The sequence below is a fragment of the Nonomuraea roseola genome, assembly GCF_039535395.1.
GTDB lineage: Bacteria > Actinomycetota > Actinomycetes > Streptosporangiales > Streptosporangiaceae > Nonomuraea > Nonomuraea roseola.
Genome location: NZ_BAAAXC010000015.1, coordinates 5386748 through 5413549, shown reverse-complemented (window position 1 = coordinate 5413549; position 26802 = coordinate 5386748). Strand labels below are relative to the sequence as shown.

26 protein-coding genes are annotated in these 26802 nt (G+C 71.1%); 14 read left to right on the top strand and 12 right to left on the bottom strand.

Annotated features, from left to right (window positions below; genetic code table 11):
- The first annotated feature begins 924 nt into the window (after positions 1 to 924).
- A complete protein-coding gene (locus tag ABFX55_RS49000; RefSeq protein ID WP_346131047.1) occupies positions 925 to 1710 on the top strand; it encodes a helicase-associated domain-containing protein in 786 nt (261 codons plus the stop codon).
- On the opposite strand, the gene ABFX55_RS48995 is transcribed toward ABFX55_RS49000, so the two are convergent.
- Both ABFX55_RS48995 and ABFX55_RS48990 read right to left on the bottom strand, forming a co-directional pair.
- Entirely contained in the window at positions 1694 to 2713 is a 1020-nt protein-coding gene (locus tag ABFX55_RS48995) for an ABC transporter substrate-binding protein (protein ID WP_346131045.1), read from the bottom strand. The genes ABFX55_RS49000 and ABFX55_RS48995 overlap by 17 nt on opposite strands.
- Positions 2714 to 2756: 43 nt before the next feature.
- Positions 2757 to 3692: an ABC transporter substrate-binding protein gene (locus ABFX55_RS48990; RefSeq protein WP_346131043.1), complete on the bottom strand. Its 936-nt coding sequence runs from the start codon at positions 3690 to 3692 to the stop codon at positions 2757 to 2759.
- Between the two features lie 79 nt (positions 3693 to 3771).
- Between ABFX55_RS48990 and ABFX55_RS48985 the strand changes: the two genes are divergently transcribed.
- The 4 genes from ABFX55_RS48985 to ABFX55_RS48970 all read left to right on the top strand — a co-directional run bounded on the left by ABFX55_RS48985 (position 3772) and on the right by ABFX55_RS48970 (position 7944).
- Positions 3772 to 4827, top strand: coding sequence for a FecCD family ABC transporter permease (locus ABFX55_RS48985; RefSeq protein WP_346131041.1), 1056 nt, complete (start codon positions 3772 to 3774; stop codon positions 4825 to 4827).
- Positions 4824 to 5837 carry a FecCD family ABC transporter permease gene (locus ABFX55_RS48980; protein WP_346131039.1) on the top strand — a complete coding sequence of 338 codons (1014 nt, stop codon included), beginning with the start codon at positions 4824 to 4826 and terminating at the stop codon, positions 5835 to 5837. Before ABFX55_RS48985 ends, ABFX55_RS48980 begins: the two co-directional genes overlap by 4 nt.
- Positions 5837 to 6640, top strand: a complete 804-nt coding sequence (locus tag ABFX55_RS48975; RefSeq protein WP_346131038.1) for an ABC transporter ATP-binding protein — start codon at positions 5837 to 5839, stop codon at positions 6638 to 6640. Before ABFX55_RS48980 ends, ABFX55_RS48975 begins: the two co-directional genes overlap by 1 nt.
- An 83-nt stretch (positions 6641 to 6723) precedes the next feature.
- Positions 6724 to 7944, top strand: a complete 1221-nt coding sequence (locus ABFX55_RS48970) for a DNA glycosylase AlkZ-like family protein (protein ID WP_346131492.1) — start codon at positions 6724 to 6726, stop codon at positions 7942 to 7944.
- A gap of 23 nt (positions 7945 to 7967) precedes the next feature.
- On the opposite strand, the gene ABFX55_RS48965 is transcribed toward ABFX55_RS48970, so the two are convergent.
- On the bottom strand, positions 7968 to 8627 hold the full coding sequence (locus tag ABFX55_RS48965; RefSeq protein ID WP_346131037.1) for a TetR/AcrR family transcriptional regulator: 660 nt from the start codon (positions 8625 to 8627) through the stop codon (positions 7968 to 7970).
- A gap of 36 nt (positions 8628 to 8663) precedes the next feature.
- On the opposite strand from ABFX55_RS48965, the gene ABFX55_RS48960 reads away from it, so the two are divergent.
- Both ABFX55_RS48960 and ABFX55_RS48955 read left to right on the top strand, forming a co-directional pair.
- Positions 8664 to 8999 carry a rhodanese-like domain-containing protein gene (locus tag ABFX55_RS48960; RefSeq protein WP_183658433.1) on the top strand — a complete coding sequence of 112 codons (336 nt, stop codon included), beginning with the start codon at positions 8664 to 8666 and terminating at the stop codon, positions 8997 to 8999.
- A gap of 44 nt (positions 9000 to 9043) precedes the next feature.
- Complete coding sequence (locus ABFX55_RS48955; RefSeq protein ID WP_346131036.1) at positions 9044 to 9976, top strand: endonuclease/exonuclease/phosphatase family protein; 933 nt, start codon at positions 9044 to 9046, stop codon at positions 9974 to 9976.
- A gap of 16 nt (positions 9977 to 9992) precedes the next feature.
- Here the strand turns inward: ABFX55_RS48955 and ABFX55_RS48950 are convergent, their stop codons facing one another.
- Positions 9993 to 10556 carry a DUF1349 domain-containing protein gene (locus ABFX55_RS48950; protein ID WP_346131035.1) on the bottom strand — a complete coding sequence of 188 codons (564 nt, stop codon included), beginning with the start codon at positions 10554 to 10556 and terminating at the stop codon, positions 9993 to 9995.
- A gap of 19 nt (positions 10557 to 10575) precedes the next feature.
- Positions 10576 to 11265 (bottom strand): spherulation-specific family 4 protein, encoded by a 690-nt coding sequence (locus ABFX55_RS48945; protein WP_346131034.1) that lies wholly within the window; start codon positions 11263 to 11265, stop codon positions 10576 to 10578.
- A gap of 108 nt (positions 11266 to 11373) precedes the next feature.
- Between ABFX55_RS48945 and ABFX55_RS48940 the strand changes: the two genes are divergently transcribed.
- Positions 11374 to 11694 carry a GroES family chaperonin gene (locus tag ABFX55_RS48940; RefSeq protein WP_346131033.1) on the top strand — a complete coding sequence of 107 codons (321 nt, stop codon included), beginning with the start codon at positions 11374 to 11376 and terminating at the stop codon, positions 11692 to 11694.
- Between the two features lie 14 nt (positions 11695 to 11708).
- Here the strand turns inward: ABFX55_RS48940 and ABFX55_RS48935 are convergent, their stop codons facing one another.
- From ABFX55_RS48935 to ABFX55_RS48920, 4 genes are all read right to left on the bottom strand, one after another.
- Positions 11709 to 12614 carry a TolB family protein gene (locus tag ABFX55_RS48935; RefSeq protein ID WP_346131031.1) on the bottom strand — a complete coding sequence of 302 codons (906 nt, stop codon included), beginning with the start codon at positions 12612 to 12614 and terminating at the stop codon, positions 11709 to 11711.
- Between the two features lie 12 nt (positions 12615 to 12626).
- The gene (locus tag ABFX55_RS48930; protein WP_346131030.1) at positions 12627 to 13493 is read right to left on the bottom strand and encodes a TolB-like translocation protein; all 867 of its coding nucleotides are present in this window, start codon (positions 13491 to 13493) and stop codon (positions 12627 to 12629) included.
- A 61-nt stretch (positions 13494 to 13554) separates the two neighbouring features.
- Positions 13555 to 13995, bottom strand: a complete 441-nt coding sequence (locus tag ABFX55_RS48925; RefSeq protein WP_346131028.1) for a TIGR02611 family protein — start codon at positions 13993 to 13995, stop codon at positions 13555 to 13557.
- Positions 13996 to 14196: 201 nt separating this feature from the next.
- Positions 14197 to 16806 carry a cellulose binding domain-containing protein gene (locus tag ABFX55_RS48920; RefSeq protein ID WP_346131026.1) on the bottom strand — a complete coding sequence of 870 codons (2610 nt, stop codon included), beginning with the start codon at positions 16804 to 16806 and terminating at the stop codon, positions 14197 to 14199.
- Between the two features lie 202 nt (positions 16807 to 17008).
- Between ABFX55_RS48920 and ABFX55_RS48915 the strand changes: the two genes are divergently transcribed.
- The 4 genes from ABFX55_RS48915 to ABFX55_RS48900 all read left to right on the top strand — a co-directional run bounded on the left by ABFX55_RS48915 (position 17009) and on the right by ABFX55_RS48900 (position 21336).
- Positions 17009 to 17911 (top strand): phosphotriesterase family protein, encoded by a 903-nt coding sequence (locus tag ABFX55_RS48915; protein WP_346131024.1) that lies wholly within the window; start codon positions 17009 to 17011, stop codon positions 17909 to 17911.
- A gap of 264 nt (positions 17912 to 18175) precedes the next feature.
- Positions 18176 to 19354, top strand: a complete 1179-nt coding sequence (locus ABFX55_RS48910; RefSeq protein ID WP_346131023.1) for an ROK family protein — start codon at positions 18176 to 18178, stop codon at positions 19352 to 19354.
- A gap of 223 nt (positions 19355 to 19577) precedes the next feature.
- A complete protein-coding gene (locus ABFX55_RS48905; protein ID WP_346131021.1) occupies positions 19578 to 20624 on the top strand; it encodes a sensor histidine kinase in 1047 nt (348 codons plus the stop codon).
- Positions 20625 to 20640: 16 nt separating this feature from the next.
- On the top strand, positions 20641 to 21336 hold the full coding sequence (locus tag ABFX55_RS48900) for a response regulator (protein ID WP_379479177.1): 696 nt from the start codon (positions 20641 to 20643) through the stop codon (positions 21334 to 21336).
- 11 nt (positions 21337 to 21347) lie between these two features.
- Here the strand turns inward: ABFX55_RS48900 and secY are convergent, their stop codons facing one another.
- Complete coding sequence (gene secY / locus ABFX55_RS48895) at positions 21348 to 22619, bottom strand: preprotein translocase subunit SecY (RefSeq protein WP_346131018.1); 1272 nt, start codon at positions 22617 to 22619, stop codon at positions 21348 to 21350.
- Between the two features lie 85 nt (positions 22620 to 22704).
- Here secY and ABFX55_RS48890 point away from each other — a divergent pair, with 85 nt between their 5' ends.
- Complete coding sequence (locus ABFX55_RS48890; protein ID WP_346131016.1) at positions 22705 to 23301, top strand: P-loop nucleotide/nucleoside kinase family protein; 597 nt, start codon at positions 22705 to 22707, stop codon at positions 23299 to 23301.
- Here the strand turns inward: ABFX55_RS48890 and ABFX55_RS48885 are convergent.
- Positions 23243 to 23851, bottom strand: a complete 609-nt coding sequence (locus tag ABFX55_RS48885; RefSeq protein WP_346131014.1) for a TetR/AcrR family transcriptional regulator — start codon at positions 23849 to 23851, stop codon at positions 23243 to 23245. The genes ABFX55_RS48890 and ABFX55_RS48885 overlap by 59 nt on opposite strands.
- Positions 23852 to 23890: 39 nt before the next feature.
- Between ABFX55_RS48885 and ABFX55_RS48880 the strand changes: the two genes are divergently transcribed.
- Positions 23891 to 26047, top strand: coding sequence for an ATP-binding cassette domain-containing protein (locus ABFX55_RS48880; RefSeq protein WP_346131013.1), 2157 nt, complete (start codon positions 23891 to 23893; stop codon positions 26045 to 26047).
- On the opposite strand, the gene ABFX55_RS48875 is transcribed toward ABFX55_RS48880, so the two are convergent.
- The gene (locus ABFX55_RS48875; RefSeq protein WP_346131011.1) at positions 26025 to 26795 is read right to left on the bottom strand and encodes a putative hydro-lyase; all 771 of its coding nucleotides are present in this window, start codon (positions 26793 to 26795) and stop codon (positions 26025 to 26027) included. The two genes, ABFX55_RS48880 and ABFX55_RS48875, sit on opposite strands and share 23 nt — an antisense overlap.
- Between the last annotated feature and the right edge of the window lie 7 nt (positions 26796 to 26802).

The window sequence follows — 26802 nt, the reverse complement described above, 5'->3', positions numbered from 1 at the left end:
CGCGCGAGGTCGCGCTGTCGGTGCGCGGGCCCGGCTATCACCCGCCCTTCTCCCCCGAGCCCCCCGAGATCGCGACGATCCCCGTCGACCCCGAAGAGGTCGACCACCTGATGACACTGGCCGCCCCGCACGTCGTCGAGCGGTGCGCGGCGCTGCTCGACAACACCGCCAAGACCCCGCTGCCGCTGCTGAAGACCGGCGGGGTGGGCGTGCGCGAGGTGCGCAGGGTCGCCAAGGAGACCGGCTGCGACGAGGACGAGACCAGGCTGCTGCTGGAGATCTGCGCGGTCTCCAGGCTGCTGGCCTTCGACGAGAAGTCGGGCGGCATGGTCCCCACCGAACGCTTCGACAGGTGGCGGCTCGATGAGGGCTCGGCCAGGCTGCGGGTGCTGCTGTCGGCCTGGTGGCGCATGGAGCGCTCGTCGCTGCGCAAGGTCGAGGGCAAGTACCCCACCGTCCTCGGCGACGACCAGAGCGGCGCGGCCGTCGCCAGGGTCCGCAGGGCCGTGCTGGGGGTGCTGTCTCACCTGCCCTCGGGCACCGCCTTCGCCGACAGGGGCAGCCTGGTCCGCAACGCCCACTGGCACGCGCCGCTGCTCGACCAGGCCCTGCTGACCGACTGCGCGGCGGCGGCGCTCGAGGAGGCCAGGCTGCTCGGCGTGCTGGCCAACGACGCGCTCACCGACCTCGGAAGGGCGCTGGCGGGGCTGGGCGCCCACGCGGGCGACGAGAACGACGACACCGTCCCGCTCGTCGAGCACGACCCCGTGCTGGTGGAGGCCTCGACCAGGGCGCTGGCCAGCGTGCGCAGGAGCGCGCTGTTCGGCCCCGACCTGACCGCGGTGGTCACGGGCCCGCCCTCCACCGAGCTGGCCGAACTGCTCGACAGGGTGGCCGAGCGCGAGTCGCGGGGGGGCCGCCTCGGTGTGGCGCTTCACCACCGAGAGCGTCCGCGGCGCGCTCGACGTGGGCTACGACGCCGACGAGCTGCTCGCCGAGCTGAGCGAGGTCGGCCAGATCCCCCAGCCGCTGGAGTACCTCGTGCGCGACGTCGCGCGCAGGCACGGTGAGGTGACGGTGACGACGGTGGCCTGCATCGTGCAGGCCTCCGACCCCGCGCTGCTGGCCGAGATCGCCGCGCATCGCCGCCTGTCCAGGCTGGGGCTGCGGCTGCTGGCCCCCACCGTGCTGGTCAGCTCCACACCCGCCGAGCGCACACTGGCCGCGCTGCGCGAGAACGGCTACGCCCCCGTGCCGATCGCCGACACGGGGGAGATCACCATCAGGCGCTCCAGAAGCGCGGGCTCAGACGACGCGCAGAACGGCAAGCTGATCCTGCTGCCCGGCGGCCAGGTGGCCGAGCTCGACTCCCAGCTCCACCACGGGGCCCACGCCCTGGCCGAGCCGCTGCCCGACCCGCACGAGCACGCCCGCCGCCTGCTGGAGTCGCAGGAGGGCGCCGAGCAGAACGGCCGCACCTGGGCCATCATCGGCAGGAACGCCACCAGGCTGCCGACCGCCCAGCAGTCGCTGCTCGGCTTCGTCGTCGACCGCGGGGTGCGGGCGGGCATCACGCTGACCGACGGGCTGACCGCGACGATAAGCCACGGCGAGCTGCGCGGCGGCACGCTCGACGCCTGGTGCGAGGAGGCGGGAGACTACCTCGAGTTCCCGCTGGCCGAGATCGTCGAGGTCAGGGGAGCTTACTAGCCTTCTGCAGGTTGGCGACGAGCTCTTCGAGCTGGTCGGCCCACTTCTGGTAGCTGTAGGGAGTCTCCACCCACATCGGGTAGACCTGGCCCTTGGCGACCGCGGGAAGCTTGGCGAAGGTCGGCTTCTTCCTCATCTCCTCCAGGCCGAGCGCCTGGGTCCTGCTGTCGAACAGGACGACGTCCGCCTCGTACTTGTCGGCGTTCTCCCAGCTCAGCGGCTCGAAGTAGCCCTGGGCGTCGACCTTGGGCTTGACGATGTCGAGCCCCGCGTCGCTCAGCAGCTTGAAGTCGGGGACCATCTCGGGCGTCGAGACGTACATCGCGTCGGGGCTGCCGGAGACCAGCTCGATCTTCAGGCCCTTCGCCGCGAGCTTCTCGAGCTCGGCCAGCGCCGCCTCGTAGCGGGTCTTGGCCTGGGTGATCTCGGGGGCTTCGAGGTTCGCGCCGAGCTTGGCGGCGAGCTCGCCGTACTTGGTGATGACCTCGGTGGCGTTCCTGCCGGTGAGCATGACGCCCGCGGTGGGGGCGACCTTCTCGATCGTGTCCTTGGACTTGGCGGGCACGTACCAGAGGTCGTCCTTCAGGTACATGCTGCTGACCAGGAGCTCGGGCTGCAGGCCGATGTACTGCTCGACGTTGAACTCGTCCCACACGTTGCCCAGGCCCTGGACCTTGGTGATGTCCACGTTGCCGACCTGGGGGTCGGTCTTGCCGTTCTCGAGCTTGTGGGGGCCGAAGACGGCGATGGGGCGCACGCCGAAGTCCCAGAGCGCGGCGGCCGAGCCGACCTGCGCGACGATCCTCGTGGGCGTCTTCGGCAGGTCGATCTTCTTGCCGCGGTCGTCGGTGTAGGAGAAGGGGGTGACGGCGGCGCTCGTCTGCGCGGCGTTCGCGGCGGAGGCGGCGGGCGCGGACGCCGGCTCCCCGCCGCAGGCGGCGAGGGCAAGGAGGGCGCCCAGGCCGGTGGCCGCCGCGACGAATCCCCTACGGGATACCGACATTTGGAACTCCTAAGGTGAGCCTTACCTAAAACGGGCTGAACGGTTAGCTTAGCCTTACCTTTGCCAGGTTCGCCGCCAGCTCCTCCAGCAGCACCGCATAGCCCTGGTGGCTGAAGCGCATCTCGGCCCGCCACGGGTACACCTGAGCGCCCTTCGGCCAGGTCGGCTTCGCGATCACCTCCGAGGCCTTCATCGACTGGGCGCGAGCGTCGAGGAAGATCGCATCGGCGTCGTACTTGTCGACGTTCTCCCAGCTGAGGGTCTCGTAGTAGCCGTCGGGCCGGTCGGGTACGACGATGTCGAGCCCCTTGGACAGCAGGTACTGCAGGTCGGGGAACTTCCGCGGGTCACACACCCAGAACTGGTCGGGCGAGGCGGCACAGAACAGCACCTTCGGCCCCACCGCCTTCACGAGCGCCTTCTCCGCCGCCACGAATCTCGCCCTTGCCTGCTCCTGCGCCGCGCCGCCGAGCGCGACGGCCAGCTGCTCGTAGCGCCTGATGAGCTCGTCGCCCGCCTTGTTCTCCTGCTGGATGCCGATGGTCGGGGCCACCTGTTCGATCGCGGCGCTGGACTTGGCGGGCACGTACCACAGCTCGTTCTTCAGATACATCCCCGCGATGAGCACCTCGGGCCTGAGCGCGATGTACCGCTCGACGTTGAACTCGTCCCACGCGTTGCCGATCGCCTGGACCTTGGCGATGTCGATGTCGCCCGCCTCCGGGTCCTTGGCTCCGCTCTCCAGGCGGTGCGGGCCGAAGACCGCCATCGGGCGCACACCGAAGTCCCACAGCGTGGCGGCGGCGCTGACCTGGGCGACCACCCGGGTCGGCCGCGCCGGCAGATCGATCTTCCTGCCGCGGTCGTCGGTGAAGGACCACGCGTTACGTGCGGCGGCGGTCGGGGTCGTGCGCGACTCGGATCCACAGGCCGTGGCCGCGAGCACGAGGCCCAGGAACCCCCTCCTGGATACAGACATATCGGCTCCTAAGGCTAGGCTTACCTCATTCATGACTTGTTAGATTAGCCTTGCCTAACCCTTTACGACGAGAGGGACCATGACCGCGCCTCCCCTGGCGGACACCGCGAAGACGGAGCCCTCCGCCGCCGAACGGGGCCGCTCCGCCGTACTCGCGGCGGGGCTGCTCGCCGCGCTCGGCCTGCTCGTACTGGTCGCGTTGCTGAGCGTCGCACTCGGCGCGCGCTCGGTGCCGCTGTCGACGGTTCTCACCGCCTTCACCGCGCCCGACGGCTCCAGCGACCACACCGTGATCCGCGAGCTGCGGGTGCCGCGCACCATCCTCGGCCTCGGCGTCGGAGCCGCGCTCGGTCTCGCGGGCGCGCTCATGCAGAGCCTGACGCGCAACCCGCTGGCCGATCCAGGGCTGCTCGGCATCAACCAGGGCGCGGCGCTCGGCGCGACGATCGCGATCGGGCTGCTCGGTCTCACCAACCCCGCCGTCTACGTGTGGTTCGCCTTCGCGGGCGCCGCGCTGGCCTCCGCGCTGGCCTACGCGCTCGGCTCGGCCGCGCGTTCGGGCGCCTCCCCCGTACGGCTGGCACTGGCAGGCGTGGCGCTCGGCATGGTCTTCACCGCCGTCTCCTCGGCGATCCTGCGCATGGACTCCCAGGCCTTCGACCGGATGCGGTTCTGGCTCACCGGCTCGCTCGCCGCGCAGACCTCCGACGTGATCATGCGCCTGGTGCCCTTCATGGCGGCAGGCATCGCGCTCGGCCTGCTGCTCGCCAAGCCGCTCAACGCCCTGGCTCTGGGCGAGGAGGCGGGCAGGGCGCTCGGCGTGGCCGTCGGACGCACCAGGGTGCTGACCGCCGTCGCCGTGACGCTGCTGTGCGGCGCGGCCACCGCGGGGGCTGGGCCGCTGTGGTTCGTCGGGCTGGCGGTGCCGCACGCGGTCAGGGCGGTCGTGGGGCCCGACCAGCGGTGGCTGCTGCCGTACGCGGCGGTGCTGGCGCCGGTGCTGCTGCTCGGCGCGGACATCGTGGGGCGCGTCATCGCGACCCCCGGAGAGGTGCAGGTGGGCATCATGTGCGCGGTGGTCGGCGCGCCCGTCTTCATCCTGCTGGCCAGGCGCAGGAGGTTGGCCGCGCTATGACGACTCCTGTCAGGGTCGGGCCCTACTCCATGCGGCCCGCCCCCCGTGCTCTCGTGGTGAGCCTCGCGCTGGTGGCGGCCGCGGTCGCGCTGGCGCTGGTGGCGGTCTCCACGGGCGAGTTCACCGTGCCGGTCGCCGACATCGTCACCGCCCTGTTCGGGCAGGGCACGCCGGTGGCCGAGCTGATCGTGAGCGAGCTGCGCGCCCCCCGCGTGGTCACCGGGCTCGCCGTGGGCGCCGCCTTCGGGCTGAGCGGGGCCATCTTCCAGAGCCTCACCCGCAACCCGCTGGGCAGCCCCGACTTCATCGGGTTCACCGCGGGCGCGGCCACCGGCGGCGTGCTCGCCGTGGTGATGGGCGGTACGGCGGTGCAGATCGCCGCGGGCTCGATGCTCGGCTGCGTGATCTCGGCGGTCCTGGTCTACGCGCTCGCCTTCCGCAGGGGCGTGCAGGGCTACCGGCTCGTCCTGGTCGGCATCGGCGTCAACGCCGTCCTGCTGGCCGCCGACAACTACCTGCTGACCAAGGCCAACATCAACGACGCGGCCAACGCGGGCGCCTGGCTCAACGGCAGCCTCAGCGGCCGCGGCTGGGATCACGCCCTTCCCGTCGCGATCGCGCTGGCCGCGCTGGTCCCCGTGTGCTGCGCGGTCTCCAGGCCGCTGCGGATGATGGAGATGGGCGACGACGCCGCGCGGGCGGTCGGCATCAGGGTCGAGCCCGTGCGGGCGGCGGCGATCGTGGCGGGCGTGCTGCTGTGCGGCGTGGCCACGGCCGCCGCGGGGCCCGTGATGTTCGTCGCCATGGTCGCGCCTCAGCTGGCCAGGCGTCTGACCCGCTCCCCCGGCGTGACACTCATCGCCTCCGCCCTCACCGGCGCGGTGCTGCTGACCGCGGCCGACCTGGCCGCCCAGCGGCTGCTCGCCCCCACCCAGCTGCCCGTCGGAGTGCTGACGGCCGCCATCGGCGGCACCTACCTGGCTCTGCTACTGAGAAAGGACCGCCGCTGATGGCTCGTCTGACCGGCTCCGACCTCACCCTCGCCTACGAGCAGCGGGTGGTGGCGTCGTCGTTGAACGTGGAGATCCCCGACGGATCCTTCACGGTGATCATCGGCCCGAACGCGTGCGGGAAGTCCACGTTGCTGCGAGCGCTGGCCCGCATGCTCAAGCCCAGGACGGGCGCGGTCCACCTCGACGGAAGCGTGATCACCTCGCTGCCCTCAAAGGAGGTGGCGCGCAGGCTCGGGCTGCTCCCCCAGACCTCCATCGTGCCCGACGGCATCACCGTGGCGGACCTGGTGGCCAGGGGGCGCTATCCGCACCAGCGGCTGATGAGGCAGTGGTCCAAGGCCGACGAGGTGGCCGTGGCCTCGGCGATGGCGGCCACCGACGTCACCTCGCTGTCGGAACGCATCGTGGACGAGCTGTCAGGCGGGCAGCGACAGCGGGTGTGGCTGGCCATGGCGCTGGCACAGGAGACGCCCATCCTGCTGCTGGACGAGCCGACCACCTACCTGGACATCTCCCACCAGATCGAGGTGCTGGACCTCTGCGCCGACCTGCACGAGCAGGGACGGACCATGGTGGCGGTGCTGCACGACCTCAACCAGGCCTGCAGGTACGCCACGCATCTGCTCGTGATGCGTGACGGCGTGCTGGTGGCCGAGGGCGAGCCCGCCTCGGTGATGACGTCCGACCTGGTCGAGCAGGTCTTCGACCTGCGGTGCGAGATCATCGCCGATCCGCAGTCGGGCACCCCGCTGATCGTCCCCGAGGCCAGGAGGAGGGCGCGCACCCCTGTCGCGCACTAGAGGCGCGGGGCACCGTAGGGTATGCCACCGGACCGCACGCCCACGGGCCCAGGTGACGGAGCGAGGAACCCCGCGATGCCCCCATCCCAGCGACCTCTGACGATCAGCCAGGCGGACGCGCGCCGGCTGGCCCTCACGCGGCAGCACCTGGCGGCCCCCGCCTGCCCGCACGGGCGGAGAGCCTGCGCACGGTCCTCCGGTCGCTGCGCTACCTGCAGCTCGATCCCGTCAGCGTCGTGGCCCCGAGCCACGATCTCGTCCTGTGGAGCCGCCTCGGCCCGCAGGCAGGCTCCCACCTGCCCGGACTGTGGTGGCACGAGCGGTGGCTGTTCGAGTACTGGGCCCACGCCGCGGCCCTCGTGCTCACCGAGGACTACCCGCTCCACCGGGTGACGATGGACTCCTATCCCCCCGCGAACCGGTCGTACGCCAGAGGCTGGATGCAGGCGAACGACGCGCTTCGCCTGCACGTGCTGCGCCGGCTCGGCGAAGGCGCTCCCCTGCCCACCGACGCCTTCGAGGACTGCTCGGTGGTGGACTGGCCCTCCAGCGGCTGGACTGCGGGCCGCAACGTCGAGCGGATGCTGACCTTCCTGTGGCTGCAGGGCAGGATCATGGTGGCCGGCCGCGCCGCGGGGCAGCGGCTGTGGGGGCTACCCGACGCCTGCCTGCCGCCGGACGCCGACAGGCAGGCGGTGTCACCGTTGGAGATGGTCACCGCGGCCACGGAGCACACCCTGCGCGCCCTCGGGGTGGCCCGCCCGCTGGACGTCAGGCAGTACTTCATCCGTGGGCAGTACACCGGCCTGCCCGAAATCCTGCGCACCCTGAAGGAGCAGGGCCGCGTCGTGCCTGTACGGGTCGACGGCGGCCCTCCGTCCGAAACGTGGTACGTGCACGTCGAGGCGCTGGACGAGCTGGAGGCGATCCGCGCGGGCCACTGGCAGGGACGGACCGCGCTGCTGTCGCCGTTCGACAATCTGATCAACGACCGGCGCCTCACCGAACGGCTGTGGGGCTTCGCCTTCCGCAACGAGATGTACGTGCCGAAGGCCAAACGGGAGTACGGCTACTACCTGCTGCCGATCCTGCACGGCGACCGCCTGACAGGCCGGCTCTCACCTCGCTTCGACCGGAGCCGGGCGGTCCTGGTGATCGAGGGTCTGTACCTGGAGGCAGACGTCCGGCCGACGGCCGCGCTGCGCGAGGCGGTCACCGAGCAGATCGCCGATCTGGCGGCGCTCGTCGGCGCCACCGACGTCGAATACGGCGACAAGGTGCCCGAGGGCTGGCACCGGTCCTGAGCAGGGAACCGTCCTGATGGCCGTCACGTCGCGGGGCAGAGCGCCAGGGCGGTCGTGGCGAGGGCGCCCTTGGCGCGCTCCTCGCCGTACCTGTCCTTGAGCGCGGCGGCGCTCTCCCCGGCCAGGACGGCGAGGACGGCGTGGGACAGCACCTCGGCGTCCTCGCCCGGCAGCGCCTCGCCCAGCAGGATCGCCACGTGCCTGTGCCAGAAGCCGTACGCGCCGATGCGGTAGCGCGCCCCCGGGCTGGCGGTCTCCGACATCCGCACCAGGTCGAGGTGGGCGAACAGGTAGTCGAGATAGGCCTGGACGAAGGCCGCCAGCCGTTCGGCCGGCGTAGCGACGGGCCGTCCGGCCTCAGATGACGGGCCCAGCGGCGGCGGACCCGACAGGATCCGCTCCTGCAGGTCGCGCTCGCGGGCATCGAGCAGCGCCACGGCCAGCCCCGACTTGTCGCCGAACCTGCGGAACAGTGTCCCCTTCCCCACGCCCGCCGCCGCGGCGATCGCGTCCATGGAGACCGCCTCGACGCCCTTGTCCGCGAACAGCGCGGCCGCGGCGGCCAGCACCTTCTCACGGTTGCGGGCCGCGTCGGCCCGCTCCTGGGGCGGGCGGGTGCGCAGGATCTCCAGTACCTCGCTTGACGAACCGGACTGCGGTCCGCTAATTTCAGTGGCATCCACGAAACGGACTGTAGTCCATTTATCTCGGAGGTCGCAATGACCGTGCACATCTCCCGCGACGATCTCAAGGCAGCGATCGAGGCAGGCGCCGTCACCGTCGTCGACGCCCTCGGCGGCGACTACTACGCGCAGCAGCACCTGCCCGGCGCCATCGCCCTGGTCGAGAGCGAGGTGGCCGAGCGCGCCGCCGCGCTGCTGCCCGACAGGGACGCGGCGATCGTCACCTACTGCTCCAACCCGTCCTGCCCCAACAGCAAGGCCGTGGCCAACCGCCTGACCGCGCTGGGCTACACCGACGTCCGCACCTATCGCGAGGGCATCCAGGACTGGGTCGAGGCGGGCCTGCCCGTCGAGTCCTCGGTGACCGTCTGACCTTCTTCACGGTTTCTGCACATTGACCCGGTAGGTTCCGCTCCATGATCCGCACTCTCCTCGCCTGGCTGGTGGTCGTGCCGTTCGCCGTGTGGGCGGTGCTGAGAGTGACGGGGGCCGACCTCGCCGACCGGTGGATCCAACTGGTCGCCTTCACCCCCTACGTGGCCGCCGCCTCGGTGGTGCCGGTGCTGCTGGCCGGCCTGCTGAGGCGGTGGGTCCCCATGGCGGTGGCCGTGGTGACGGCTGGAGCGCTGGCGCTGGCCGTCCTGCCCCGGTACTTCACCGACGCGGAGCCGCCCGCGAACGGCGCCACGTTCAAAGTGCTGGCGGCGAACCTGGCGGTAGGGGCGGGAGACACCACGGAGCTGGTGAAGCTGGTCGAACGGCTCAAACCAGACGTTCTCGCCATCCAGGAGCTCACCCCTGACGCCAGGAAGCGGCTCGACGCGCTCGGCCTGCGCAAGCGGATGCCGCACGTCGTGGACAGGTCCCAGGGCGGGGTCTGGGGGTCCGGCATCTACTCCCTGCACCCGCTGACCGAGCGGCCGCTGATCGCGCTGGGCAGGTTCCGCCAGGCCAGAGCGGTGATCAAGCCTCCGAATGGACCCGAGATCGAGGTGGTGTCGGTGCATCCGTGCGCGCCCAGCCATGCCGAGAAGATGGCGTGCTGGCGCTCGGGACTGGCCGCGCTGCCCAGGGCGGGCGAGCGGCTGACGGTGCTGGCGGGCGACTTCAACGCCACCCTCGACCACTGGCCGGTGCGGGCGCTGCTCGACTCGGGCTACAAGGACGCGGCCGACGTCACGGGGCAGGGCTTCACCGCGACCTGGCCGCAGCAGGGATGGCGGCCGCTGCCGGGGGTGACGATCGACCACGTGCTCGCCGACAGGCGGATGGGAGTGCGCGCGTTCAGCGTGCACGAACTCAGTGACACCGACCACCGGCCGGTGTTCGCCGAACTCACGCTGCCGTGAGCCCTGGACCCGCCGGTCAGAGGGCGGTGACGCGCACGTCGTCGAAGCGGGCGGCGAAGCCCTTGCCGACGGGGGCCGCCGCCATCGCGCCGGCGAGCGCGGGCACCCCCTCAGGGAAGGCGGCGAGCCTGAGCACCTCCTCGGGCTCGGCTCCGTCCAGGCCGTAGCGGACGGTCACCGCGTCGCCTCTGCGCTCCAGGTCGAAGGTGACACTGCCGGTGGCGCGCCCGAGCGGCAGGACCGACCAATCGGACACCTCGCGGGTCACGACGGTGCTGAGGTGGAAGGCGCCGTCGACGTACTCGACCCCGGCCTTGATCCAGGTGGCCTCGTCGACCCGCAGAACCGCGCCCGCCTGGTCGTACTGCTCGGCGTAGTCGCCCGAGAACGTCAGCGTCAGCCGGAAGTCCCCCGAGACGATCCTCCCGAACAGGTGCGCGGTGTCGTAGGTGTAGCCGTAATGGGTCTTCCGCCACATGTCCGTGCCGGGATCGCAGACCAGACTGAGCCCGTCGTCGGCGGTCCACTCGCGGGGAGGGTTGATCCATTGCCAGTCGGAGGAGCCAAAGGCCATGATCATGGCGGTCATCCTGCCATGCTCACCCGAAATATGTTGGAAGATCCCGCCATGGAGCGGCGCCCGTCCTGTCCGTCACGTGCACGACGGCGGCGTGCCGTACGGCTCTGCGCAGGGTCGGCTCCACCTGCCTGTGGGGCACGTCGTGGACCAGGTGACAGAAGCGGCCCCTGGCGAAGGCGCGGGCCCAGGCGGGCTCGCGCATGGAGCGGTAGGCCGACAGCGGGCCCTCGAAGGTGACCAGGAGGTCGGCGAGCGCCGCGTAGCCGGAGTCGGGGTAGACGCCGGGGTTGAGGACGATCGTCCCGCGCACGCCGTCGACCAGGTCGGCGTAGTGCGGCAGGCGCTCCTCCGAGGCCGCGACCTGGTCGAGGAAGACGCCGCGCAGCCCGTACCAATCCCGGTAACGGCGCAGGTCGGCGCGGACCTCCTCGGATGGGCGCAGGCCGAAGTCGGTGTCGACGTAGCCGAGCACCTCGCAGCCGGCCGCCAGCAGGGCCGCCACGCACGGCACGTAGGCCGCCTGCCTGGCGGCGCCAGGGCCGTGGTCGACGGAGACGACGACCAGGCGCGGAGGAGCGGCCAGCAGCCGCCGCCACGCCCCCTGGGCGGCGTCGGGAGGGAAGTAGGCGGGCACCAGCGCCCCCGCCCGCGCCCCGGCCGGCGGCTCGGGCCGCGGCCCCTTTCTGACGGGCCCGCCGGACAGGATCACGCGTGCCGCCTCAGGGAAAGTCGCCGGTGTTTACCGGAACGTTATAGCCCACGGCCAGGCCGCCCGTCGGGGAAATCGGCCGGTCAGGCGCCGCGTACACTGACGTTCGTGGCAGACCCCAAGTTCGAGATCCAGATGCTCCACGACCGGGTGATGATCCGGCTGGAGAAGGACGGCGAGGAGCGGCGCAGCGGCGCAGGCATCGTGATCCCCGCGACCGTCAAGATGGCCAACCGGCTGGCTTGGGGAGAGGTCTGCGGCGTCGGCTCCAACGTGCGCTCGGTGAAGGTCGGCGACAAGGTGCTCCTCAACCCCGAGGACCAGTACGAAGTCGAGCTGCACACCCAGGTCTACCTGGTGATGAGAGAGCGCGACCTGCACGCCGTCGCCACCCAGGAAACCGACCACGGCACCGGCCTCTACCTCTAGCCGGCGGCACCCGCTCAGCGGCGGGTGTAGCTCAGGTAGAGGTCGTAGTCGCGCCAGGCGGTGCGGCTGATGGTGGCCAGGGGGCGTACGGGCTTGCCGTCGAGGTCGATCACGACGCTCGCGTAGCCCTTGCCGTGGTGTCCGACCGCGATCAGGTGCTCGCGGTCCCACCAGCCGTACGAGGCGACCGCGGGAACCTTCACCTTCTTGTCGAGCTTGCCGTTGTAGGGGTTCCAGGTGCACAGCGTCGCCTTGTGCTTCTTGGGGCACCACGTCGCCATGCGCCTGCCGTCGGGTGAGAAGGCGCTCTCGCCGCCGACCAGCCCGCCCGTACGCCAGAGGGTCCAGGCCACCCGCCCGTCGGTCAGGTAGAAGCGCACGCCGTCCCAGTAGTCGGAGACGACCCGCCTGCCGTCGGGCGACCACTGGAAGAGCGCGTCATGGTAGGCGCCCGAGACCTTGACCAGCCTGGCGCGCTTGGCGGCGACGTCCACGACGACGAAGCCGACGCTGCGCCAGCCGCCGCCTCGGCCGTCGCTCTTGGAGACCGTCAGCACCACCTTGCGCCCGTCGGGCGACCAGTACGGCGTGCCCGCCACCATGGGCGCCTTCACCGTGCGGATCTTGGAGACCCTGCCGGTCGCCCTGTTGACGATCGCGACCCTGTCGTAGCCCTTGGCGAACTTCCTCGGGATCGCGGCCACGAAAGCGCCGCCCGGCGAGACGGCGAGGTCGTTGTAGGAGCGCTGCCCCGCGAAGTAGCCGCCCGCCCTGAGGTAGGACGAGTTTCCTGTCGTGTAGGCGCTGACCCTTTTGGGGTCGCCGGGCTGCTCGTGCAGGGTGACGCCGAGACCTGGCAGTTTGACGTCGGCGCCGGATAAGACGAGCGCCGCGGCGAGAAGGAGCGTGCTTGGACTCACGGAGGCACCCTCTCACTTACGGGTGAAGCTCAGCCAGAGTTCCGCGCGCCAGGTGCGGGCGGGGATCTCGGCGAGCACCCGTTCGACGGCGCCCGCGGTGTCGGCGACCACGAGCCGGTAGTCGTTCCTGTACGGCACGACGGCGATCAGCGAGCTGTCGTTCCACCAGCCGACCACCGCCTCGGGCCTGAGCTTCGAGCGGGAGACGATCGCCCCTGTGGCCGGATTCACCAGGCAGACGTGCTCGGCCAGCCTGGAGGGGCACCAGGTCGTCATGCGCCTGCCCGAGGGCGAGAACAGGTCGGGTCCCGTGAGCGTGCCGACGCCCTTGAGCACCTTCGGCTTGGCGCCCGCCCTGTGGACCACCACGTCGCCCCTGCGCTGGGCGATCACCGCTCCGTCAGGGGTCCACCAGAAGGTGGCGGCGGGGTCGGCGCCCGCCACGACGGTCGTGTGGGAGGTGCCCGCGGCGACGTCGACCGTGACGTAGCCGATCGAGCGCCACTTGCCCGAGACCTTCTTCTCCAGCGTCAGCAGGACCTTCCTGCCGTCGCGCGACCACGAGGCGTAGGAGGCCATCAGCGGCCTGGCGACGGTGCGGATGCGCCTGGACCTGCCCGTTGCCCTGTCGGTGACGACGAGCGTGTCGTGGCCGCCCAGGTAGGCGGCGGGTACGGCGGCGGCCCTGCGCCCGTCGGGCGAGACGACCATCTCGGAGGCGCCGCGCTGCCTGACGAAGGCGGCCGGGCCTCGCAGATAGGCGTGCTGGGTGCCCAGGCCGTACGCGGTCAGCCGTACGGGGTCGGCCTGTCTCTCGTGGAGCACCACGGAGGCGCCGGGCAGGGGAATGAGGGCGAGCGCTACGAGGACGGAGAGCACGGCGGCAGCTTAGGGAGCGCTCACCTCGTCCGCTTCCGCGCAGACCGAACCGGTATGGAGGCTAGACGCCGAGCAGCTTGCGCCCCTCGGTGACCAGGTCGATGCCGAGGCTGAACTTCAGCGCCGCCCAGATGATCACACCCATGACGGCCAGCGTGACGAGCAGGACGATGATGCGCACCGTCCAGCCGCGCTGCTTGTACCACTCGGTCCAGGCGTGCAGGACGCTCTTGCCGAACTCCAGCACCTTGTGCGCCCACTGGAACTCGGTGGCCAGCACCGCCAGCCCCGCGAAGACGACCAGCCAGCCCGGCCCGGGGAAGGGCACCATGATCAGGCCGCCCACGACCATCACGGTGCCGATCACACCGATGACGATCTTGAGTGTGAGGGCACCGGTCCGAGTGGACCGGATGCCGTCGAGCCAGCCGTGAATGCCGGAGCGGCGCGCCGCTTCGTCCTTCAGCTTGTCGGCGTCACCGGTTTCGGAGTCGATTGCCACCCATCCAGCCTAATAGCCCGAATAGAGCTGCTCGGCAGATCGCCGCGCCCAAGCCATGACCAAGGGGCGGAAATGGGCATCCATGTACCGTCCGATGCCCCTCATTCTCCCTCCTGTACGGCAAGCCCCCGCACGGCCACCGGGGTCACCGGTGACCGTCCGTCCATCACGCGTGCTCCAGCGGGACTCCGGTCCCCGCCGTCACGAAGCGGCGCAGCCGATCGGTGAAGGCGCGCCGTTCGACCCTGTCCACGATCCGGTGAAGCCGAACGTCGCCGTCGCGCCCTGGGCCAGCGAGCCGTTCCACGCCACGTGCCTGACCGTCACGTCGGCGCCCTCCTGGGTGTGCGCGCCGTTCCAGAGCTGGGTGATCCGCTGGCCTGCTGGGAAGGCCCACGACACGGTCCACCCCTTGATCGCCTTGTCGGCCTTGACCGTGACCTCGCCCTGGAATCCGCCCTGCCACGAGTTGGTCACCTTGTAGGCGGCCGAGCACCCGCCGGTCCCCGGGGTGGGAGTGGGCGTGGGCGTCGGGGTCGGGGTCGGCGTCGGGGTGGGGGTCGGGTCGGAGCCCGAGCGCTCGGCGTACAGGATGCCGCGGCCGTTGGTGCCCAGGTAGACCCGCCCGTACACGCGGGGGTCGCCGGTGATCGCCTCGCCCATGTTCCCGTACTGGTGCCTGTCGTCGTTGATGCGGGTCCAGGTGGCGGCCGTGTCGTCGGATCTGTGGACGCCCGTCACGCCGTCGATCGTGGCGACCGCGTACAGCGCGGGGTAGGAAGCGCCAGGGGCGGCCTTGCCGTACCCGATGTTGACCGCGCCGGTGACCCCCGGCACCTTGGTGAAGGTGGCGCCGGAGTCGGCGGAGCGGAACAGCCCGCCCTCGCCGGCCAGCCAGAGGTGGCCCTCACGGCCGGGGACCGCCTTGAACTTGCCCGCGCCAGGAGCGGCGGTCTCGGTGAAGGTGGCGCCGCCGTCGGTGGAGCGGTAGAACGTGCCGCCCGCCACGGCGTAGAACGTCGACGGGTTCACCCGGTCCGACTCGACGACCGCGCCGGAGGGCAGGCCGGCCGAGGCGGTCCACGAGGTGCTGAAGCCGACCGAGTAGTGCGGCGCGGCGCCCTGCGGAGACCACACGAAGCGCGAGCCGTCGGCCGCCGCCGCGATCGTGCCGCCTCCCGTCACGCCCGAAGGCTCCGAGCCCTGGAACCAGTTCGCGCCGCCGTCGGTGGAGAAGGCCACGTTGCTGCCGTCGGCGTTGCCGGAGCGGGCCATCACGGCGGGGTTCTTCTCGGCGTAGTCGAGGCTGGTGGTCGAGGTGAAGCCGGGCGAGGTGAACATCATCGGCGGCACCGCGTCTAGCGAGGCGTGCCTGAACCCGCCGATGTCACCGAGACCGCTGACGAGCGGGGCTCCCGTGGGCGGGCTGACCAGGTCGAGCACGGCGGTCTCCTCCAGCCCCCTCACCATCGGCCTGATCGTGAACTGGCCCCCTGTGTCCCACTTGAGCAAGTCTTCTGTGCCGTAGATGGTGGCGCCGGTGCCGTACATCATCCTGTTGGAGTCGAAGGGGTCGATCTCCAGCGACTCGGTCATCCAGCCCAGCTTCGGCGTGACCTCGGGCGGCTGCGGGTTGCCGCCGAACGTCAGCCACGGAGCGGACGAGACGTCCATCGTGTAGCGGAAGGACCTGTTGGGATAGGAGGCCCAGTCCCACACCCTCGTCCAGGTCGCGCCCGAGTCGGTGGACCTGAAGAAGATCACGTCGGGCCACCAGGAGATCTGGGTGGCGACCATGAGGGTCTGCGGGTCCTGCCTGTCGATGGTCAGGCCGCTGTAGCCGAAGTAGTCGTCCTCGCTGGTGGAGGGGATCGGGCTGATCCTGGTCCACTCGCCTGTGCGGGTGTCGAGGCGCCACACGTCGCCCTTGGCCCCGTCGTAGGGGCCGGCCGTGTCGCTGGTGGCCAGGTAGAGCAGGCCGTTGACGTGGTCGAGCACGCCCTTGTGCGGCAGATGGCCGGTCGGCTGGCCCGGCACGCGCTGCCAGGTCGCGCCGTTGTCGGCGGAGCGGTAGAGGATGTTCTCCTTGTCGGCGACGCCCGCGTAGATCGCCCTGGTCACCGGATCGATCGTCACCCAGACCACGCCCGGCCTGTGGCTGGAGTAGCCGTTGGGGTCGCTCGGGTCGGGCGCGTAGTCGCCAGGGTTGGGAAAAGAGGACACCTTCGCCCAGGTCGCGCCGTAGTCGGAGCTCTTCCAGAGGCCGTTGCCGTTGGGCGCGCCGAGATAGAGGATCCTGTTGTCCCTGGGGTCGACGGCCAGCCGCTCACCCATGCCCCTGCCCGGCATGTTGCCGCCCAGCTTGAACGGCAGCGGCGAGACCTGCCAGGTCGCGCCCTTGTCGGCCGAGCGCAGGATCGCGCCGTTGTTCGGGTCCCAGCTGTTGGTGTACATCCCGACCGCCGCGTACACCCTGTCCGGCTGCACCGGGTCGGTGGCCAGGCTGTCCACGCCGTTGTAGCCCCACCTGTCCCAGCCCACCCAGTCGAGCAGCGGGGTCCACGTCCTGGTGGCCTGCTCCCATCGGTAGGCGCCGCCGATGTCGGTCCTGGCGTAGATCAGGTTCTTCTCGCTCTGGTTGAAGACGATCGCGGGGACGAAGCCGCCTCCGTCGATCCTCACGTTCTTCCACTCGTAGGTCTCCTGCTGCGCGGGGGCGGAGAGTGCCGCGGCCTCCTGCGGCGCGGGCGCGGAGACCACCGCCGCCACCGCCGAGATCGTCAACAGCGCTGCGAGTATCCACCGAATCATGTACGGCGTGTCCCTTCGTCCAGGAGTCGCCCGGAGACCCTGACCGTCGACCGCGGCGCGCATGTCGCGTGGAGAGTCACTCGCGCGCCGTCAAGCCGTCAAACACGGCCGGACTCTTCGCAGGTCAGCGCTGAAACATTCATCAGGTAAAGCTTTCGGCAGACATGAGGCGTTTAGCGGCAAATACGGGTTAATGTCGTCCATGCCTGAGGCCCTTCTACGGACCGTCACCGGTCAGATCCGCGCCGACGCGATCACCGGCGCCGTCCTCCCCCATGAGCACCTGCGCTGCGACCTGCGCTGGGCGGTCGGTATCGACTCCGACCCGCACCGCTGGCTCGACGAGGAGCGCACCGTCACCCACGAGCTCCGCGAGCTGCGCCAGTCCGACGATCTCGGTCTCACCGTCGAGCTGTCCTGCATCGGCATGGGCAGGGACGCCACCTCCCTCGCCCGCGTCGCCGCGGGCAGCAGGGTGCCCGTCATCGCCTCGACGGGGCTGTTCGCCGAGCCGTTCACCCAGGTCCGCGAGGACGACGTCGACACCCTCACCGCGCGGCTGATGGACGAGATCACCTCGGGCCTGGACGGCACGGGCGTGCTGCCAGGCGTCATCGGCGAGGTCGGCGCCTGGGGTCAGGAGCCGTCGCCGGTGGAGGAGCGCTGCCTGGTCGCCGCCGCCCGCGCCTCCCTGTCCAGCCGCCTGCCCGTCGCCACCCACGGCCAGAACGGGCCCGCGCTGCTGGAGATCCTGCTGGGCGAGGGTCTGCCCGGCTCGCGGGTCAGCGTCTCCTTCACCGGCAACGACGTCGCCGTCGCCCGCAAGATCGCCGAAGCCGGGGCGTACGTCAGCCTCTCCTCCGTGGGCCTCGGCGCCCCGCAGGCGGCCAGGGTGGCGATGGAGCTGATCTCCGAGGGGCACGGCGACCGCCTGCTGCTCGGCAGCGGCGTCTCCCGCGTCGCCCAGCTCCAGAGGTACGGCGGCGCGGGCTACTCCCACGTCTTCCGCACGCTGCTCCCCCTGCTGCGCGAGGGCGGCGTGGAGGAGGAGACGATCCAGGCGATCACCCGGGTGAACCCGATCCGCTGGCTGACCAACGGCTGACGCGCCCCCACCGACACCCCCGCCCGCCGGACCACCCTTCCCGGCGCACCCCCTTTCGCAGGGCTCCCCCGCCTGCCGGGACCACCCCTTCCCTGCACACCCCCCGCCCCCTCGAGACCCCTCCTCGCCCCAAGAACACGCCAGCTCGGACCAGGCGGCACACTAAAGGAGGACATGATTCTTCCGCCGATGGTCAAGCAGAAGTGTGATTCAATTCGACATATCATGTTTCAGGCGGCGGAAGGAGCGGCGTTGTCTCCGGACATGCTGAACGAACCGGTCGGCACGGTCGCCGGAGCAGGCGCGCTGCTCGCGATCCTGAGGGACGGCCAGGCCCGCACGAGGGCCGAGCTCGTCCAGCTCACCGGTCTGGCCAGGTCCACGGTCTCGCAGCGCCTCGACGCCCTGCTCACCCACCAGTGGATCGTGCCCACCGAGGACGCCATCTCCTCCGGCGGCAGGCCCGCCGTGGCGTTCGCGTTCAACAGCTCCGCCCGCGTCGTCCTGTCCGCCGACCTCGGCGCCACCCACGCGAGGGTCGCGGTGACCGACCTGGCCACCACCGTCCTCGCCGAACGCACCTCCGACCTGGCCATCGACAAGGGTCCCGAGCCGACGCTGCAATGGCTCCTCGACACCTTCCTCGAGCTCCTTGACGAGACCGGACACACCGTCGAGCAGGTGTGCGGCGTGGGCGTGGGCCTTCCAGGGCCCGTCGAGCACGCCTCAGGACGGCCGATCAACCCGCCGATAATGCCCGGCTGGGACGGCTTCCCCGTCCCCGAGTGGCTCGGAGAACGGCTCGGCGCCGCCGTCCTGGTGGACAACGATGTGAACATCATGGCCCTCGGCGAGCACTGGGCCGCCAGGCCCGAGGCCGACCAGCTGGTGTTCGTAAAGATCGGCACCGGCATAGGGTGCGGCATCATCTCCGACCGCCGCCTGCACAGGGGCGCGCAGGGCGCGGCGGGGGACATCGGCCACGTGCGGGTCTCCTCGGCGGCCGACGTGGTGTGCAGGTGCGGCAACACCGGCTGCCTGGAGGCGGTCGCGGGCGGCGCCTCCGTGGCCGCCAAGCTGGCCGCGGCCGGGGTGCCCGCGTCCAACAGCCGCGACGTGGTCAACCTCGTACGGCAGGGCAACACCCAGGCCGTCCAGCTCATCAGGCAGGCGGGGCGCGAGGTCGGCGACGTGCTGGCCTCCATCGTGAACTTCTTCAACCCCGCGGTGATAGTGATCGGCGGCGACATCGCCGAGGCGGGCGAGCACGTGCTGGCGGGGGTCCGCGAGGTCATCTACAGCAGGTCGCTCCCGCTGGCCACCCAGCACCTGAGCATCAGGACCAGCGAGCTGGGCGACAGGGCGGGCGTCGTGGGGGCGGCCGTGATGGTGATCGAGCACGTCCTGGCCCCCGGAACCGTCGACCGCGCCGTCCTGCACTGAGCGCGCCCTGCCGGAGGCGGCACCCCGGCCACTGTCCGCGGGCCGGGTAGCGGCTCGTCCGCCCTCCTCCCGATCCTCCCGAGCGCCGGCGGCGACCGCGTACGGAGATCATCGTCGTGCGGCGGGCAGGGGATGTCGGCGAACCGCTCCCCCTGAAACTGGCTAGGATCGGGGCGGAATGGTGACACGGGAACGACGCCCTGTCCGCCGCCTGTGGGAGTCCATGTCCGCGGCGGTGTCCCGTGCTGCCCGCCTGGGCGACATGCCCGCCGTGCTCGTGCTGGTGTGGGCGGGCTGGCTGGCCGTCCCGTTGTCGCTCAGCGGTCTGGCCCAGGCCCGAGCGGCGATCGCGGCGGGACACGAGAGCCCGCAGGGAGCCGCGGAGACGGCAGTGGGCCATCGCGCGGAGACCCGGACGTTCACCGCCCCGCCGAAGCCCGGACGGGGCTGGGCCGGGTTCACCCGCGGCGCCACAGCATCCGACGCCTGGCCAGGCCCCCAGCCCGCGGCCTACGCGGGAGACGGCGGCTTCCCCTGCCTCGCCGCCCACGCCACCGGCGGGATCTCCGCCCCGCCTCCCCACGCAGCGGGCGGCTCCGGATCGCAGATCCCGGGCCCGGCCTGGGGTTCGCCCGGTGCCGGCGAGGCATCCCGCGCTGACGGCGCGGCGGTGGCACGGGAGCTGGCGCGGGAGCGGGCCAGGATCGCCGGCGAGGTCCACGACGCGGCGGGACACGGCTTCTCGACCATCGCGATGCAGGCGGGACTCGCCCTGCTCGTGCTGGAGGAGAGCCCCGAGCAGGCGCGCGAGTCGCTGCGGGCGATCCGCGAGACCAGCCTCGGCGCGCTGGCCCAGCTGCGGGCCGCTCTCGATCTCATCGACCCAGGCGAGTCGGTCGCGAGCCGCGACGACCTGCCGGCCCTGATCGACGGCGTGCGGGCGGCGGGGCTGCCCGTCGACATGGAGCCCGGCGATCTCGCCGTCCCCTCACACCTGCGCGGCACCGTCTACCGGGTGGTGCGCGAGTCGCTGACGAACGTGATCAGGCACGCGGGGCCGACCAGGGCGCTCGTCAGGGTGGCCAACGACCCCTGCGAGTTCGTGCTGGAGGTGGCCGACCGCGGCATCGGCGTCACGGAGGCAGGCGAGGGCAGGGGGCTGGCGGGGATGCGCGAGCGGGTGCGGAACGCGGGTGGCCAGTTCACCGCGGGCCCGAGGGACGGCGGCGGCTTCCAGGTGATCGCCCGCTTCCCGCGGGCGACCGCGTGACCTCAGGGACGACCGCATGACCCCCGGGCGGGAGGGTGCGGGCGTGGGAGGCGGACGTGTGATCAGGGTCGGGGTGGCCGACGACCAGGCGGTCGTGCGGATGGGGCTCAGCGCGCTCATCGCCAGGGAGGCCGACCTCGAGCTGGTCGGTGAGGCGGCCGACGGCGGGCAGGCGGTGGCGCTGGTGCGCAGGCAGCGCCCCGACGTCCTGCTGCTCGACATCAGGATGCCCGGCATGGACGGCCTGCAGGTCCTGCGCGCCATCGCGGCCGACCCCTCCCTCCACGGCACCAGGATCGTGGTGGTGACGACGTTCGCCGTGGACGAGTACGTCTTCGCCGCCCTGCAGGCCGGGGCGAGCGGCTTCCTGCTCAAGGACAGCGCCCCCGACGAGCTGGTGAGCGCCATCAGGGTGGTGGCCGCGGGCGAGGCGCTGCTCTCCCCCGCGATCACCCGCAAGGTCATCGGGCTGTTCGGCAGGCACGGCGGCGCGGAGCCCGTGGACGGCGTCGACACCCTGACCCCTCGCGAGAGGGAGCTGGTGGCGTGGGTGGCGACCGGCCGGTCGAACGAGGAGATCGCCAAGGAGCTGGTGATCAGCCGCGACACCGTCCGCACGCACGTCAGCAGGGCCATGGTGAAGCTGCACGCCCGCGACAGGGCCCAGCTCGTGGTCTTCGCCATGCGCGCGGGCCTGGTCCTGCCCTCCTGACCGAAGCCGGCCTACCTGAGCAGGCCCTCGTAGGCGCGCTGCTGGAGCTGGGCCTCGATCTGCTTCACCGTCTCCAGGCCCACCCCCACCATGATCAGCACGCTCGTCCCCCCGAAGGGGAAGTTCTGCTGCGTGGAGGGGTCGCGCAGCAGCGCGAAGGCCACCAGCGGCACCAGGGCCAGCACACCCAGGTAGAGGGCCCCAGGCGCGGTCAGCCGCGACAGGACGAAGCCCAGGTACTCCGCGGTCGGCCGTCCGGGCCTGATCCCCGGCACGAAGCCGCCGTAGCGCTTCATGTTGTCGGCCACCTCCATGGGGTTGAAGGTGATCGAGACGTAGAAGTAGGCGAACCCGACGATCAGCAGGAAGAAGACGAGCATGTAGAGCGGGTGGTCGCCGGCGAGGTACTGGTTGATCCACGGCACCTGGCCGCCGACCAGCGTGGGGATGTAGAGCAGCGACGAGGTGAAGATCACCGGGACGATGCCCGCCTGGTTGACCTTGAGCGGGATGTAGGTGTTGGTCCCTCCGTACATGCGGCGCCCGACCATCCGCTTGGCGTACTGCACGGGCACGCGCCGCTGGGCCTGCTCCATGAAGACCACGGCCGCCACCAGGAACAGGCCGGAGACGAGGATCACCACCGCCGTGAAGGGGCTCATCACGAAGAGGTTGGACATGTAGGAGGGGAAGACGGCGACGACCTGGGTGAACATCAGGATGGACATGCCGGTGCCGATCCCCTTCTCGGTGATCTTCTCGCCCAGCCACATCACCGTGCAGGTCCCCGCCACCAGCACGGCCACCAGCACGCTCACCCCGAACAGGCTCGTGTCGTACAGCACCTGCTGCGAACAGCCGGGGAACAGCATGCCTCCCCGCGCCAGCGCGACCACCGTGGTGGCGTTGAGCACGGCCAGGGCCACGGTGAGGTAGCGGGTGTACTGCGTGATCTTCGCCTGGCCGTTCTGCCCCTCCTTGCGCAGCGCTTCGAGGCGCGGGATGAGCACCGCCATCAGCTGCATGATGATGCTGGCCGTGATGTACGGCATGACCCCCAGCGCGAACACCGACAGCTTCAGCATGGCTCCGCCGCTGAACAGCTGCACCATGTCGACCAGCCCGCCGCGCGCGCCGCCGAGGCACTGCCGGACCGCCGCCGTGTCCACCCCGGGGGACGGCAGGATCTGCCCGAACCTGAACAGCACGATGACGCCCAGCGTGAAGAGCAGTTTCTTGCGCAGTTCCGGGATGCCGAAGGCACGCACGACCATGGTGAGCATGCGCCGAGTCTGGCCACGAACGGGCGGCAGGGCGTCCGCCCGTACGCGGCACCGGCGTACGCAGATCCGCGTACGCTCTGACCCTGTGGTTCCTGTCTGGGTGATCAGCGGCCCGCCGGGCGCGGGCAAGTCGACCGTCGCCGCCGCGCTGCTCGGGCGACTCGACCCGGTCCCCGCGCTGCTCGACAAGGACACCGTCTACGGCGACTTCGTCACCGAGGTGCTGAGCGCGTACGGCAGGCACCAGGGCGAGCGCGAGGGCCCCTGGTACGATGAGCACGTGAAGCGGCACGAGTACGACGGCCTGACCAGGCTGGCCAGGACGATCAGGGGGCACGGCTGCCCCGTCATGCTCGACGGCCCCTTCACCTCCCAGGTGCACTCCGCGACGCTGTGGGAGAGGTGGGTCGAGCAGCTCGGAGGGCCGCCCGTCCACCTGGTGTGGATCCGCTCCGACGGGCCCACGCTGCGCGAGCGCCTGACAGCCAGGGGCCTGGCCAGGGACGACGGCAAGCTGGCGGCTTTCGACGCCTACCTGAAGGCGATCAGGGTGGACGAGCCGCCGGCCGTACCTCATCTGGAGATCGACAACCGCAGGGGGGCGCCCGACCTGGAGTCGCAGCTCAGGGCGGCGGGTATGCCGCCGCGAACACGGCGGGAAGGCGCGGAACCAGCCGGGTGAAGGCGCCCGACTCGTAGGTGGCGCCAGGCTCGTTGGCCAGCTGCTGCGAGATCACGCCCGCGATCAGGCTCGCGGCCAGCGCGAGGCCCTCCTCGCCCGCCGCGTCGGGATGCACCTCGCCGCGCTCCACTGCGGCGCGGATCAGCGTGGCGAAGTGCCGGTGGATCTCCAGAGCGGGGGCGTAGGCCTCCCGCGAGGGTGTGAAGCCGGGGACGGGCCGCCAGAACAGCAGCTGGGCCAGCACCTGGTGGTCCATGATCCACCGCGCGCCCGCCTCCAGGGAGGCGCCCATCGCGGCCAGGCCCTCGTGTCCGCGCGCGGCCTGCCGTACGGCGTCGAGGTAGCCCTCCTGGCCGATCCTGAACAGCTCGTCGTAGACGGCCGCCCTCGAAGGGAAGTACTTGTACAGCGAAGGCGGCTGGATGCCGAGCCGCCTGGCCACGGTCGCCATGTTCAGCGCCGCGACCCCGTCGGCCGCCATGACCTCCAGCGCGATGCCGAGGATCTCCTCCTGCGTCTCGGCCCTTCGACGAGCCCTGCGATCTGACATAAGCTAATACTAGTAGCCAAAGCTATTGGGAGTGGCTCAATGGACATCGTTCTCGCCGGACTTCGACAGAACAACCTCAAGAACATCTCCCTCCGCCTGCCCAAGGAGCGGCTGACCGTCTTCACCGGCGTGTCGGGCTCGGGCAAGTCGTCGGTCGTCTTCGGCACCGTCGCCACCGAGTCTCAGCGGCAGTTGAACGCCACCTACGGCGCCTTCATCAGGAACAGGCTGCCCAAGTTCGAGCGCCCGCTCGCCGAACGGCTGGCCCACCTGACCCCCGCGGTCGTCATCGACCAGAAGCGGGTGGGCGGCGGCGCCCGCTCGACCGTCGGCACCATGACCGAGATCCATCCCATCCTGCGCGTGCTGTTCTCCAGGTACGGCACGCCGTCGGCGGGCCCCGCGACCGCCTACTCCTTCAACGACCCCCAGGGCATGTGCCCCGAGTGCCACGGCCTGGGCAGGGCCGTACGCCTCGACCTCGACCTGGCGATCGACAGGACGCTCTCGATCAACGAGGGCGCGATCAGGGTCTTCCCCGTCGGCTCCTACGCCTGGCGCCTGTACGCGGACTCTGGCCTGTTCGACCTGGACAAGCCGGTCGGCGAGTTCACCGAGCGGGAGTGGCGCCTGCTCCTGCACGGCGAGAAGTTCAAGCTGGAGCGCGGCACCTACGAAGGCGTGGTGGACCGCTTCAACCGCCTGCACCTCAAGCGCGACACCGAGGCGACCAGGCGAATGATCACCGAGGGCCCCTGCCCCGCCTGCGCAGGCGGGCGGCTCAACGCCGCGGCGCTCGCCTCGCGGATCGATGGGCTCAACCTCGCCGACCACTCCGCCATGGAGATCAGCGACCTGGCCGAGACCCTCAGGGGGCTCGGCAACGCCGTCGCCGAGCCCGCGATCGAGGCGCTGAACAGGATCGAGGCGATCGGGCTCGGCTATCTCAGCCTCGACAGGGCGACCAGCTCGCTGTCGGGCGGCGAGGCGCAGCGGCTGAAGACCGTGCGGCAGCTGGGCTCGTCGCTGTCGGGGCTGACCTACATCTTCGACGAGCCGAGCGCCGGCCTGCACCCCCGCGACGTGCACATGCTCGGCGAGCTGCTGCTCGAACTGCGCGACGCGGGCAACACGGTGATCGTCGTCGAGCACGACCGCGACATCATCGCCATGGCCGACCACGTCGTCGACATGGGCCCAGGGGCGGGCGCGAGCGGAGGCGAGGTGGTCTTCGAGGGCACGGTGGCACGGCTGAGCAGGTCGCGGACGCTCACCGGCCGCATGCTCAGGCGTGTCACGGGCCTGAAGCCCGAGCCCCGCGAGCCGAAGGGCTGGCTGCCCATCGAGGGGGCGTCGCTGCACAACCTCAAGAAGGTGAGCGTCAGGGTGCCGCTCGGCGTGCTCACGGCGGTGACGGGGGTGGCGGGCTCGGGCAAGAGCACGCTCATGACGTACGCCGAGGGCATCGCGATCGACCAGTCGGCGATCGGCGGCTCGATCCGCTCCACCCCCGCCACCTACCTCGACCTCATGGACAGGATCCGCCGGCTCTTCGCCCAGGCGAACGGCGTGGACGCGAGCCTGTTCAGCTTCAACGCGGCCGGCGCCTGCCCCGCGTGCGGAGGGCGGGGCACGATCACGATGGATCTGGCGTTCATGGACCCGGTGACCACCGTCTGCGACACCTGCGAGGGCCGCCGCTACAGCTCCGAGGCGCTCTCGCACCGCTACGAGGGGCGGACGATCGCCGACGTGCTGGCCATGACCGCCGACGAGGCGCACGAGCTGTTCGGGCTCGAGGGGCTGGCGACGCTCGGCGAGCTCGGCCTCGGCTACCTGACGCTGGGCCAGCCGCTCACCACGCTGTCGGGCGGTGAGCGGCAGCGGCTGAAGCTGGCCCACCGGCTGCGCGAGAGCGGCAACGTCTACGTCTTCGACGAGCCGACGACAGGACTGCACATGGCCGACGTCGACACGATGCTGGCGCTGCTCGACCGCCTCGTCGACACGGGCAACACCGTCATCGTGGTGGAGCACGAGCTCGAGGTGGTCAAGCGCGCCGACTGGGTGATCGACATGGGGCCCGAGGCGGGCAGGCACGGCGGCGAGGTGGTCTTCGAGGGCACGCCCGCGCAGCTGGTCCACGCCTCCACGCACACCGCCAAGCACCTGGCTAGGTCTCTCGAAGGTCGGTGATCGCCATGTGGCCCGGCAGGTGGCCGATGGCGTACTCGACGCCGGAGGCCATCACGGCCTGCTGCGGGGTGACGCCGCAGGCCCAGAACAGGGGCACCTCGCCTGGCCGTACGGGGATGGGGTCGCCGAAGTCGGGACGCGACAGGTCGCCGATGCCGATCGCGGCGGGATCGCCCACGTGCACGGGCGCGCCGTGCACCCGGGGGTAGCGGCCGCTGACCTCGATCGCGGTGGCCACCAGCGCCTCGGGCACCGGCCGCATCGAGACCACGAGCGGGCCGTGGAGCACCCCCGCGGGAGCGCAGGCCACGCTGGTGCGGTACATCGGCACGTTGACGCCCAGCTCGACGTGGCGCACGGGGACGCCCGCCCTCGCGAGCGCCGCCTCGAAGGTGAAGCTGCAGCCGATCAGGAAGGGGACGAGGTCGGCGCGCCAGTGCTCGACGACCTCGTCGAGGTCGGCGACCGGTCTGCCCTCGCGGTAGACGCGGTAGCCGGGCAGGTCGGTGCGCAGGTCGCCGTTGAAGATCGCGGTGCTGGTGGCTCCCGGCTCGCCGGCATCGAGCACGGGACAGGCCTGCGGGTTGCGCTCGGCGAACAGCTTGAGGTCGCCTGCCAGGCTCTCGGGGACCGCGATCAGGTTGGCCTGGGTCCAGCCGTCGCACCACCCCGCTGTCGGCCTGCGCTCCCCCGCCCTGAAGCGGCGCCTGGCCTGGTCGGGGGTCAAGGCACTCCGGGGGTCTGCCATGACCCCA